General features: G+C 63.1%; 10 protein-coding genes. 6 read left to right on the plus strand and 4 right to left on the minus strand.

Annotation, left to right across the window (positions count from 1 at the left end):
• Positions 1-159 precede the first annotated feature (159 nt).
• Positions 160-984 carry a L,D-transpeptidase gene (locus NKI38_RS18865; protein WP_352659706.1) on the plus strand — a complete coding sequence of 275 codons (825 nt, stop codon included), beginning with the start codon at positions 160-162 and terminating at the stop codon, positions 982-984.
• Between the two features lie 36 nt (positions 985-1,020).
• Here NKI38_RS18865 and NKI38_RS18870 read toward each other — a convergent pair whose 3' ends face one another.
• Positions 1,021-2,568 (minus strand): helicase HerA-like C-terminal domain-containing protein, encoded by a 1,548-nt coding sequence (locus tag NKI38_RS18870; protein WP_352659707.1) that lies wholly within the window; start codon positions 2,566-2,568, stop codon positions 1,021-1,023.
• Between the two features lie 280 nt (positions 2,569-2,848).
• On the opposite strand from NKI38_RS18870, the gene NKI38_RS18875 reads away from it, so the two are divergent.
• The 4 genes from NKI38_RS18875 (at position 2,849) to NKI38_RS18890 (ending at position 7,090) form a co-directional block, all read left to right on the plus strand.
• Entirely contained in the window at positions 2,849-4,291 is a 1,443-nt protein-coding gene (locus NKI38_RS18875) for a methylmalonyl-CoA mutase subunit beta (RefSeq protein WP_352659708.1), read from the plus strand.
• Complete coding sequence (gene scpA, locus NKI38_RS18880; RefSeq protein ID WP_352659709.1) at positions 4,288-6,405, plus strand: methylmalonyl-CoA mutase; 2,118 nt, start codon at positions 4,288-4,290, stop codon at positions 6,403-6,405. The genes NKI38_RS18875 and scpA overlap by 4 nt, the downstream gene beginning before the upstream one ends.
• Before the next feature lie 71 nt (positions 6,406-6,476).
• A complete protein-coding gene (locus NKI38_RS18885; RefSeq protein WP_227348380.1) occupies positions 6,477-6,707 on the plus strand; it encodes an AbrB/MazE/SpoVT family DNA-binding domain-containing protein in 231 nt (76 codons plus the stop codon).
• A complete protein-coding gene (locus NKI38_RS18890) occupies positions 6,704-7,090 on the plus strand; it encodes a type II toxin-antitoxin system death-on-curing family toxin (RefSeq protein ID WP_352659710.1) in 387 nt (128 codons plus the stop codon). Before NKI38_RS18885 ends, NKI38_RS18890 begins: the two co-directional genes overlap by 4 nt.
• Here the strand turns inward: NKI38_RS18890 and greA are convergent.
• A complete protein-coding gene (gene greA, locus NKI38_RS18895) occupies positions 7,087-7,560 on the minus strand; it encodes a transcription elongation factor GreA (protein ID WP_352659711.1) in 474 nt (157 codons plus the stop codon). The two genes, NKI38_RS18890 and greA, sit on opposite strands and share 4 nt — an antisense overlap.
• A gap of 120 nt (positions 7,561-7,680) precedes the next feature.
• Between greA and NKI38_RS18900 the strand changes: the two genes are divergently transcribed.
• Positions 7,681-9,057, plus strand: coding sequence for a TIGR03808 family TAT-translocated repetitive protein (locus NKI38_RS18900; RefSeq protein WP_352659712.1), 1,377 nt, complete (start codon positions 7,681-7,683; stop codon positions 9,055-9,057).
• Between the two features lie 4 nt (positions 9,058-9,061).
• Here NKI38_RS18900 and NKI38_RS18905 read toward each other — a convergent pair whose 3' ends face one another.
• Positions 9,062-10,066, minus strand: a complete 1,005-nt coding sequence (locus tag NKI38_RS18905; protein WP_352659713.1) for an asparaginase — start codon at positions 10,064-10,066, stop codon at positions 9,062-9,064.
• Between the two features lie 28 nt (positions 10,067-10,094).
• On the minus strand, positions 10,095-11,261 hold the full coding sequence (locus NKI38_RS18910; RefSeq protein ID WP_352659714.1) for an acetyl-CoA acetyltransferase: 1,167 nt from the start codon (positions 11,259-11,261) through the stop codon (positions 10,095-10,097).
• Between the last annotated feature and the right edge of the window lie 29 nt (positions 11,262-11,290).

Consider the following 11,290-nt stretch of genomic DNA (forward strand, 5'->3'; position numbering starts at 1 on the left):
CCCTGGCGCCACAGTGGCCACGCGGTCACAGCTTCGCCTTTGTTTGTCCACCTTCCGGCCAGAATCGGAACCGCCTATCGCCACAGGTGTTGTCAGGCACCCGCGCAATGGTCGGCGCATTGACGCTTTGTTGCGATTTGAGACTTAAAGAAGGCAACCATGTCCAAAACCGAAATCGAATCCTATCGCCTGAGCCGTCGCGGCTTTCTCAACGCCGCAGCATTGGGCGCCGCCTCGATCGCGGTTTCAGCATGTGCGACCACCGGACCGGGGCCGGTTGAACCCCCGCCGCCAGCCTATGTCGAGCCGCCGCTCGCCGACTACGCGACGATGTACGCGGCCGTCAGCGATGGCGGCTTCGATTTGCCGGCAATCCCCTTCGACAGGATCGATCCGCAGTTCCTGCGCCAGATCGTTCCCGACCCGACCGGGCAGAAGCCGGGAACCATCGTCGTCGATACCACTGGCCATTTCCTCTACCTGGTTCGTCCGGGCGCCCAGGCGATCCGCTACGGCGTCGGCCTCGGACGCGCCGGCTTCGAATGGTCCGGCGATGCCGTCGTCCAGTGGAAGCAGAAGTGGCCAAAGTGGACGCCGCCGGATGAAATGATCGCCCGGCAGCCGGAACTGAAACCATACAGCGCCGACAATGGCGGCATGCCCGGCGGGCTGAAGAACCCGCTCGGCGCGCGCGCGCTCTATCTCTTCCAGGGCAACGTGGACACGCTCTACCGCCTGCACGGCTCGCCGGAATGGAAGTCGATCGGCAAGTCGGTCTCGTCAGGCTGCGTGCGCCTGATGAATCAGGACATCATCGACCTCTATGATCGCGTGCCGTCGAAGACCCCGGTCGTCGTGACCAGCGACGCCAGCCAGCCGGTGGTGGCGACGGCCAACCGCAAGGCTATTCCGATCGATGCCGGTGTGCCGGACGGATCGGTGCTGCTCGGCCCCGTAAAGGCGATCACCGACTCGATCTTCTGAGCCAACGAGGCAGCGGCAACGCCGCTGCCTCAAGTCCTAACGTCCCCTCGACAAGCTGCCCAATATCCCGCGCACGATCGCCCGGCCGACCGACGAGCCGACGGATCGCACCACCGACTTGATCGCCGCCTCGGCCACGGTCTGGCGATTGGACGGGCGCGGCGCAGGCGCGCGCCTGCCACCGGATTGGGGTGCCGGATCGTCATTGCCGAAGCCCGGGATGGTCCAGCGCGAGCCGCCGCTACCGGCCTGTTGCGCCTGCTCTTCGGCATCCTGCGCGTCCTTGGCCTTTTTCTGCAGCATCTCGAAGGCCGATTCGCGATCGACGACCTGATCGTACTGACCGGCGACCGGGCTTTCCTGGATCAGCTTTTGTCGCTCGGCCACCGTTATAGGCCCAAGCCGCGAGGATGGCGGGCGGATCAGCGTCCGCTGCACCATGGACGGAATACCCTTGGCCTCAAGCGTCGAGACCAGCGCCTCGCCGGTGGCGAGCTGGGTGATGGCGGTCATGCAGTCGAAATCGGGATTTGGCCGGAACGTTTCGGCCGCCGTCCTCACTGCCTGCTGCTCACGCGGCGTATAGGCGCGCAGCGCGTGCTGTACGCGATTGCCGAGCTGGGCGAGAACTTTTTCAGGGATATCCAAAGGGTTCTGCGTGACGAAATAGACGCCGACGCCTTTCGAGCGGATCAGGCGGACCACTTGTTCGACGCGATCGATCAGCACTTTGGGTGCTTCGTCGAACAGAAGATGCGCCTCGTCGAAGAAGAACACCAGCTTCGGCTTGTCGGGGTCGCCGACTTCCGGCAGCACCTCGAACAATTCCGACATCAGCCACAACAGGAAGGTCGCGTAGAGCCGCGGGTTCATCATCAGCTTGTCGGCGGCAAGCACGCTGATGGCGCCGCGCCCGTCGCGGGTGGTGCGCATGATGTCGGCGATGCGCAGTGCCGGCTCGCCGAAGAAGTTTGCCGCGCCCTGCTGCTCCAGGACAAGCAGCGTGCGCTGGATGGCCCCGACCGAGGGCTTGGTTACATTGCCGTAGCGCGAGCCGATCTCGTCGGCGCGCTCGGCGATGTTGGCGAGCAGCGCCTGCAGGTCCTTCATATCGAGCAGCAGCAGGCCTTCTTCGTCCGCCAGGCGGAAGGCGATGTTCATGATGCCTTCCTGCGCCTCGGTCAGGTTCATCAGGCGCGACAGCAGCAACGGGCCCATTTCCGAAACCGTGGCGCGGATCGGATGACCCTGTTCGCCGAACAGGTCCCAGAAGATGACCGGAAATTCCTGGAAATCATACGGGTCGAGCTTGACCTGTGCGGCCCGCTTGACGAGGAAATCCTGCGCCGTGCCCATCATTGCGATGCCCGACAGATCACCCTTGATGTCGGCGCAGAAAACCGGCACGCCGGCGTTGGAAAAACCTTCGGCCAGTATCTGCAAGGTGACGGTCTTGCCGGTACCGGTGGCGCCCGTCACCAGGCCATGACGGTTCCCATATTGCAGCAACAGTTGCTCGGCACGCTGATAGCTGTCGTCAGGCTTGCGGCTGGCGCCGATGAAAATACTGGTGTCGTCAGCCATATGTCCGGTCTCCGCAAACTGATGTGTTAAAGCCAGTGGCCTTGCCGCAGGTATAGTGAGGCCGTTGCGCAGCGACAATGCCGATCCTAAAAATCGGTTTTTTGGAGCTTGCGAATTTTTGCAGGTGTTTGACAATCGTTCATGGTTCGTCCACGCAGGTCGACCTATATCTGATGGATCGAATTCGGCCGCTGAAAGCGCATTGCATTGCGATATCGGACCGGGGACCGTAGACTGAATTGCTCCAGGCTGGTGCGGCCGCATAAAACGAGGAAAACGGATGGGCGCCGGAGCCTTGACCAGGGATGTCGAACCCGAGAACGCCGAGCGCCAGCGATGGCTGGCCCTGGCGGAAAAGGCGCTGGCTGGCGCTTCCTTCGAGGAGAAGCTGGTCTCGCATACCGACGACAACATCCGCATCGAACCTCTCTACGACCGCAGCACCGCGGCGGAACCGATCGTGCGCGCAAATCCGAAATCGCCCTGGATCGTCAGCCAGCGCATCGACGATCCGGATATCGACCGCGCCAGGACCCAGGCTCTGGAGGACGTGGCACAAGGTGCTACGGGGTTGTCGCTTGTCTTCGAAGGGGCGCCGAACGCGTTCGGCTACGGCTTGCCGAGAACGGCGAAAGCACTGGAGACGGTGCTGGACGGCGTACCGCTCAACCGCATCCAGGTTCGCATCGACGCCCATCCCTGGAGCCGCGCCGTGGCCGACTGGCTGGTGGCGTTCCTGAGTAAGCGCCGGTCAGATCCGGCAAAGCTCAACCTCTCCTTCGGCATCGATCCGGCGGCAATCTTCGCCGGAACCGGCCGGCTGCGCATGTCGATCGAGGCATTGCAGGCCTCGATGCCGCAATCGCTGGCGCATTTCTTCTCGATGGGCGTTCCGGGCGTGCTGCTGGAGGCGGACGGGCGTGTGTTCCACAACGCCGGCGCGACGGAAGCGCAAGAGCTTGGCATCATGCTGGCTTCGGCGGTTTCCTACCTCAGAATGTTCGAGACGGCGCGGCAGCCGCTTGTCTATGCCGCACCCCATATCGGCTTTGCGCTCAGCGTCGACCAGGACCAGTTGCTGTCGATCGCCAAGGTGCGGGCGCTGCGCAGGCTCTGGGCACGGGTGCAGGAAGCCTGCTCGATTCCCAATTCCACGGCCAATATCCATGCCGAGACGTCGTTTCGCATGATGACGGCGATGGATCCGGAGACCAACATCCTGCGCACCACGATTGCCAGCTTTGCCGCGGCGTCCGGCGGTGCCGATTCGATCTCGATCCTGCCGCATACGATCGCGCATGGTTTGCCGGCGGGGTTTGCGCGTCGCGTTGCCCGCAACGCGCAACTGATCATGGCCAATGAAAGCCATGTCGATCATGTCGCCGATCCCGCCTATGGTTCCGGCGCGGTCGAAGCGCTGACCGCCGAACTCTGCGAGATTGCATGGGCGGAATTGCAGACAATCGAGGCCGAGGGCGGCATCCTGTCCAGCCTTCGGGACGGACATATCCAGAAGCGCGTTCACGCCGCGGCGGCGCAGCGTAATGCGGCCTATCGGGCAGGCGAGCGGACCATCATCGGCACCACGCTCTACCCGCTGAAAAGCGAACGTCCGGTCGAGACGCTGGCAGCGGAACGGCGGCCCGCCTTCACCGAAGGCGTTGCCGTCTGCGAGCCGCTGTTTCCGGCCCGCATCGACCAATCGATCGGAGCCGCCTCTTGATCCCCGATTTCAGCCAGATCGGCTGGGTGCCGCCACGCCGCGTTCCCGTCGAGGTCAAGGGCCAGCGGACGACGCCGGAAGGCCTTGTCGCCAAGCATTTGTACAATCAAAGCGACCTCAAGGAGTTGCCGCATCTCGACACTTATCCAGGCCTGCCGCCCTTCGTGCGCGGCCCATATCCGACCATGTATGTCCAGCAGCCCTGGACGATCCGGCAATATGCCGGCTTCTCGACAGCAGAAGAATCCAACGCCTTTTACCGGCGCAATCTGGCCGCTGGCCAGAAGGGGCTGTCGGTCGCCTTCGATCTTGCCACGCATCGCGGCTATGATAGCGACCATCCGCGCGTTGCCGGCGACGTCGGCATGGCGGGCGTCGCCATCGATTCCATTCTCGACATGCGCCAGCTCTTCGACGGCATTCCACTCGGCGAGATGACGGTGTCGATGACGATGAACGGCGCGGTGCTGCCGATCATGGCGCTCTACATCGTCGCGGCCGAAGAACAGGGCGTTGCGCAGAAGGATCTCGCCGGAACCATCCAGAACGACATTCTGAAGGAGTTCATGGTCCGCAACACCTACATCTACCCGCCAAAGCCCTCGATGCGGATCGTGTCGGACATCTTCTCCTACACGTCTAAGAACATGCCGAAGTTCAATTCGATATCGATCTCCGGCTACCACATGCAGGAGGCCGGCGCGACGGCCGACCTTGAGCTTGCCTATACGATCGCCGATGGCATCGAATATGCCCGTGCTGGCGTTGCGGCGGGCCTCGACATCGACCGCTTCGCGCCGCGCTTGTCCTTCTTCTGGGCGATCGGCATGAACTTCTTCATGGAAGTTGCCAAGCTGCGGGCCGCGCGCCTGTTGTGGGCGACGTTGATGAAGAAGAATTTTTCGCCGAAGGACGAGCGCTCGCTGTCGCTACGTACCCATTGCCAGACCTCGGGCTGGTCGCTGACGGCGCAGGACCCCTACAACAACATCATCCGCACCATGATCGAGGCGATGGCCGCGACGCAGGGTCACACGCAGTCGCTGCACACCAATTCCTTCGACGAGGCAATGGCGCTGCCGACCGACCACTCGGCACGGATCGCGCGCAACACGCAGCTCATCCTGCAAAAGGAATCCGGCACTACACGCGTCATCGATCCGTGGGGCGGCTCGGCCTATCTCGAACGGCTGACACATGATCTCGCGGCGCGCGCGCTTGCCCATATCGAGGAGGTCGAGGCGCTCGGCGGTATGGCCGCCGCGACCGAACAGGGCATTCCCAAGCTGCGCATTGAGGAAGCCGCCGCACGCACGCAGGCGCGCATTGATTCCGGCGAGCAAATGCTGGTCGGCGTCAACGCACATCGGCCCGAGACCGACATCGAGGTCGACGTGCTGAAGATCGACAATGCCGAAGTCAGGGCCCGGCAATTGTCGAAGCTGCAACGGCTGAAGGGCACGCGCGATGTCGCCGCTGTCGAAAGCGCACTCGATGCGCTGACCCGTGCCGCGCAAGGCAATGAAAACCTGCTGGAGTTTGCCATCCGCGCCGCGCGCGCCAATGCCACGGTCGGCGAGATTTCATTTGCGTTGGAAAGGGTCTTTGGTCGCCACGTCGCCACGGTGCAGACCATTTCCGGCGTCTATCGCAAAGCCCTTGGCGATCATCCCGTGGTCGACGGGCTGCAGGACAAGCTTGACGCCTTTGAAAAGAAAACTGGCGGCAAGCCGCGCATTCTCGTCGCCAAGATGGGACAGGACGGCCACGATCGTGGGCAGAAGGTTATCGCCACGGCCTTCGCCGATCTCGGCTTCGACGTCACCATCGGAGCGATGTTCCAGACACCCGATGAGATCGCCAGACTCGCCGTCGCGCAAGACGTCCACATCGTCGGCGCCTCGTCACTGGCGGCGGGACACCTGACTCTCATCCCCGAACTGCGCGACGCGCTGAAGAAGCTTGGCCGCGGCGATATGCTGATCGTTGCCGGCGGCGTCATCCCGCCACAGGACTATGACGCAGTGCTGCAAGCCGGCGCGGCGGAGATATTCCCGCCGGGCACCGTCATTCCGGAAGCGGCGGGTCGCTTGCTGGACCGGCTGCTGGCCTAGGCTTGTTATAATACCCGTTGCAACAGCGCGCCAATCGAGTTATAATCGGCGTTGCAACAGGATGATCCATCATGAACACGACCATTCGCAAGATCGGCAATTCCGAAGGTGTGATCCTGCCGAAGGATCTGCTCGATCGTTTGAACATGAAGGCGGGCGACAGCATCGTCATCGTTCAGGAAGGCGATGAGCTTCGTTTGCGCCGCACCGAGGACAGCGCCGAAGAGTTCGAGCGCAAGATGAAGATCGCACGTGAGCGGATGAAAAAGTATGAGGTTGCCTACCGCGCGCTCGCGAAATGACTGAGCATCATTCGCGGGAGTTCGTGGAGTCACTTCACGCCGAGCAGTTGCGCCTGCACGGCGGAGCGGCAGGTATACGCGATGAGGGCATGCTGGAATCGGCGCTCTCCCGTCCTCAGCAGCGGGAGATTTATGGCGATCCGGATTTGTGCGAAATGGCGGCCGCTTACCTGTTCGGTATTGCCAAGAACCACCCGTTCGTTGACGGCAACAAACGCACCGCCTTTGCCGCAGCCGATCTGTTTCTCTATTTCAACGGACTAAGCATCGAGGCCGACCAGCAGGACATCATTCAGCTGGTCTTAATGGTTGCCGCTGGCGAAATCGATGAAGCGGGCGCTGCAGCGTTCTTCCGGGACCATGTCGTCAAGCTCGAAGACTAGCTGTCGGAAAGCTTGACGATTTCCCATTCCTTGCCGTTGACCACGGCCACGTCGCCGACTTTCTTGCCGAACAGAGCGACGGCCATCGGCGATACGTGCGAAATCGTGCCCTTTGCCGGATCCGCCTCATCCTCGCCGACGATTTTCCAGTGCACCTTCCTGCCGTCATCGCCCTCAAGCGTGACGCCCATGCCGAAGCGTACCAGGTCGCTGCCCGGTTCCGGCACGGAGAGTTCGGCGCTTTCACGCCGGGCGGTCCAGTAGCGTAGGTCGCGTGACACCAACGCGATGCGCTCGCGGTCTGCCTTCCTTTCGGCTTTCGCCAGTATGTCGCGCAATTCGGCCAGATTCTCCTCGATCTGCGCCAGGCCGCGCTCCGTCACCAGATTGCGGTGGTGGCTGATCGGTCGCTCACCGACACCGGCAATGGCGTTTTCGCTGTCTTCCTCGCGAGTGAAAGCTCTGCTCATTCCCTGAACTTAGGCGCGGAAAGGCTGCTCGACAAGCGAATGTCGTTGCCCTCGACCGGAGAGGCGGACCGGCTGGCACGATTCCTGCGGTGCAAGGGTCAAAAGCCAGGACCTGTGCCGATGTTGAACAGACGAACGCTGCTGATCGGAACCGCCGGCTTTGCCGTCATGGGCCTCTCGCTTGGCAAGGCGGCCGCCGCCGGCCTGACCGGGATCGAGAAAGCCTCTATGCGCGGTTCGATCAATGCCACGGAACTTGGCGTGCAGCCCGGCACCCTCGACGATCAGAGCAAGGCCTTCGCCAAGCTGCTGCGCGACGCAAACGATCGCGACATGCCGGTGTTCCTGCCGCCGGGCACCTATGTCGTATCCAACATCTCGCTGCCCGGCCGCGTGCGTCTTTCCGGCGTGCCGGGCGCAACGCGCATCGTCTATGGCGGCGACGGTCATCTGTTCATGGCCGAGCAAGCCGACCATATCGAACTCACTGGGTTGGTCTTCGACGGCTCGAACCGTACGATGGGCGATTATGCGCAAGGGCTGCTCGATCTGCGCCGGGTCGCTCATCTGGTCGTCGACAATTGCCAGATCACCGGCAGCGGCAAGAACGGGCTGGCGCTGGAACACGCGGCGGGCCGGGTCGAGCGCTCGGACATATCGGGTGCTGCCGATGCCGGCATCTATTCGGTCGAGGCCGGCGGGCTGGCGATCACGGGCAACACCGTCTCCGACTGCACCAATGGCGGCATCCTCGTGCACCGCTGGCAGGCAGCGGAAGACGGCACCATGGTGACCGGCAACCGCGTCGAACGCATCCGGGCGCGCAGCGGCGGAACCGGACAAAACGGCAACGGCATCAACGCCTTTCGCGCCGGCAATGTGGTTATTTCAGGCAACATCGTCTCGGACTGCGCCTTCTCCGCGATCCGAGCCAACAGCGCCAGCAATCTGCAGATATCGGGCAACACGTGCTCGCGTTCGGGCGAAACAGCAGTTTACTCCGAGTTCTCGTTCGAAGGCGCCATCATCAGCAACAACATCGTCGACGGCGCCGCCAACGGCATCTCGATCGTCAATTTCAACGAAGGCGGCCGCATGGGCGTCTGCTCCAGCAACATCGTGCGCAATCTGTCGACCAGCGGCCCCTACCCCGCCGACTCGCCCGGATTCGGTGTCGGCATCGGCGTCGAAGCCGACACGACCGTTTCCAACAACGTCATCGAGAACGCGCCGCTCTATGGCATGCAGATCGGCTGGGGACCGTACCTGCGCAATGTCGTCGCCACCGGCAACATCATCCGCAAGGCTGGAACCGGCATTGTCGTGTCCGTGGTCGAGGGCGCCGGCACGGCCGTCATTTCAGACAATGTTATCGACGGTGCGGTTAACGGCGCCGTTGTCGGCCAGCGCTGGGCCGAGCCGGCGACAGGCGATCTCGTTTCGTCAAACGATACCGGATATCCGCATCTGACCGTCGAGCGCAATCACGTCAGTTGAGGGTTTAATTCAAGGCCGCAGTGGGCCTCAGCGCCCCGACCTTGGCACCGTTCCGGCTTTCGATGGGCGCGTTTGCCAGTTCGCTCAGTTTTGACGCCAGAGCCTCGTCTGCGCGAAACAGTTTGGCAAGAACTGCGGCAACCATTGCCTCGCCGGCGCGGCCGGCGCCATCATCGCATTTGAGTGCGATGCCGAGGCCAAGTTCCGGAATTGCGGCACAGTGAACACCTTCGGCGCCGCCTTTCGTGAAAATGCGCCCTGGTGCGGCCTCCATCAGCGCGACGTCTTCGCGGCCGGTGCCGGCAACGAAAAAGGGCTCGGTCATGCAGGCGGCCAGCAGGCGCTTCGCGGCCTTGGCTCGCTCGGGACCAAAACCATTTGTCGTTGCCATGCGGGCAAAGCCAAGCGCGAAGCTCCGGAGCGGTACCGCATAGGTCGGGATCGAGCAGCCATCGGTGGCCCGCTCATCCGCGCCATGGACAGCGCCCGTCACCGATTGCATGGCGTCGCGTACCATTTCCTGCAGGCCGTGCCCCGGCTTGACGTAGCCGCGGTGCGCAATGCCGGCGTGGACGCATGTACAGAGGAAGCCGGAATGCTTGCCGGAGCAGTTGTTGTGCAGCGCGTTCGGTAAGCCACCGGCGCGGGCGAGCGTAATCTCCGCGTCATGGTTAGAGGGCCAATGCGTGCCGCATTCGAGCGCCGATCCGTCCAGCCCGGCCCTGGCCAGCATGGACCGCGCCAGTTCGACATGCGCCGGCTCGCCGGAGTGGGACGCGCAGGCGAGCGCTAGTTCGCGGTTGCCGAACCCATAGGCATCGGCCGCGCCGCTTTCGACCAGCAGCAATGCCTGGATCGCCTTGACCGCCGAGCGCGGGAACACCGGCTTGGCCGTATCGCCGATTTCCCAGACCGGTTTGCCATCAGCATCGAAGACCGCGACCGCGCCACGATGCGCACTCTCGACGATCGCGCCGCGCAAGACTTCGATCAGAACCGGATTTGTCATGGTTACCCCGTAAAAATACGGGCTGCTTCTACCTGATCCGGTCCAATATTGAAACGTAGTTGGCGACCGCCGCACCGCCCATATTGAAGATACCGCCAAGTTTTGCGCCGGGCACCTGAATGCCGCCGGCCTCGCCGACAAGCTGCATGGCAGTCAAGACATGCATGGACACGCCTGTGGCGCCGATCGGATGGCCCTTGGCCTTCAGCCCGCCGGATGGGTTAACCGGCAGGCGGCCATCCCTAGCCGTTGTGCCGTCCAGCGCCAGTCTGGCGCCCTCTCCTGGCTTGGCCAGGCCCATCGCCTCATATTCGATCAGTTCGGCGATGGTGAAGCAGTCATGCGTCTCGACGAAGGAGAGATCGTCGAGCGTCACACCGGCCGATTTCAGTGCGCGGGTCCAGGCCTGCTCGCAGCCTTCGAAGGTCAAGATGTCGCGCTTCGACATCGGCAAGAAATCCTGCACATGCTCGTTGGCGCGGAAGGCAACCGCACGGCGCATCTTCAGTGCCGTCGCGGTGTCGGCGAGGATAAGGGCGGCAGCTCCGTCGGAGACCAGCGAGCAGTCGGTGCGCTTCAGCGGGCCGGCAACGAACGGGTTCTTCTCGCTCTCCTGGCGGCAGAACTCGTAGCCGAAATCCTTGCGCATCTGCGCATAGGGATTGTCGACGCCATTCTTGTGGTTCTTGGCGGCAATCATCGCCAGCGCGTCCGACTGGTCGCCATAGCGCTGGAAATAGGCCTGCGCGATCTTGCCGAAGACGCCGGCAAAACCCGCCGGCGTCTCGCCATCCTCGGGCAGATAGGAGGCCTTGAGCAGGTTCTTGCCGATCTCGGGACCGGGCGTCGTCGTCATCTGCTCGGCGCCGACCACAAGCACGATGCGGGCGGCATTGGCGTCGATGGCGCGGATGCCTTGCCGGACCGCCGCCGATCCGGTGGCACAGGCGTTCTCGACGCGCGTCGCCGGCTTGAAGCGCAGCCGGTCGTCGGCCTGAAGCACCAGGCTGGCGGTGAAATCCTGCGCCGAGAAGCCGGCGTTGAAGTGGCCGAGCACGATCTCGTCGACCTCGTCCGGGCCGATGCCGGCATGTTCGAGCGCGTCCGTTGCCACCTTGACGATGAGGTTTTCGAGCGTTTCGCCCTCGAGCTTGCCGAAGCGCGAATGCGCCCAGCCAACGATACATGCGGTCATGGCGGTCTCCATCCTTGGCGCTAGCCTAG

The organism is Mesorhizobium sp. M0621, from assembly GCF_040320745.1.
Classification (GTDB): Bacteria; Pseudomonadota; Alphaproteobacteria; order Rhizobiales; family Rhizobiaceae; genus Mesorhizobium.

Bases quoted from the DNA above. Each gene is read 5' to 3' on its own strand.
- NKI38_RS18865 (WP_352659706.1), top strand. From the start codon at position 160: ATGTCCAAAACCGAAATCGAATCCTATCGCCTGAGCCGTCGCGGCTTT.
- NKI38_RS18870 (WP_352659707.1), bottom strand. From the start codon at position 2,568: ATGGCTGACGACACCAGTATTTTCATCGGCGCCAGCCGCAAGCCTGAC.
- NKI38_RS18875 (WP_352659708.1), top strand. From the start codon at position 2,849: ATGGGCGCCGGAGCCTTGACCAGGGATGTCGAACCCGAGAACGCCGAG.
- NKI38_RS18885 (WP_227348380.1), top strand. From the start codon at position 6,477: ATGAACACGACCATTCGCAAGATCGGCAATTCCGAAGGTGTGATCCTG.
- NKI38_RS18890 (WP_352659710.1), top strand. From the start codon at position 6,704: ATGACTGAGCATCATTCGCGGGAGTTCGTGGAGTCACTTCACGCCGAG.
- greA (WP_352659711.1), bottom strand. From the start codon at position 7,560: ATGAGCAGAGCTTTCACTCGCGAGGAAGACAGCGAAAACGCCATTGCC.
- NKI38_RS18900 (WP_352659712.1), top strand. From the start codon at position 7,681: ATGTTGAACAGACGAACGCTGCTGATCGGAACCGCCGGCTTTGCCGTC.
- NKI38_RS18905 (WP_352659713.1), bottom strand. From the start codon at position 10,066: ATGACAAATCCGGTTCTGATCGAAGTCTTGCGCGGCGCGATCGTCGAG.
- NKI38_RS18910 (WP_352659714.1), bottom strand. From the start codon at position 11,261: ATGACCGCATGTATCGTTGGCTGGGCGCATTCGCGCTTCGGCAAGCTC.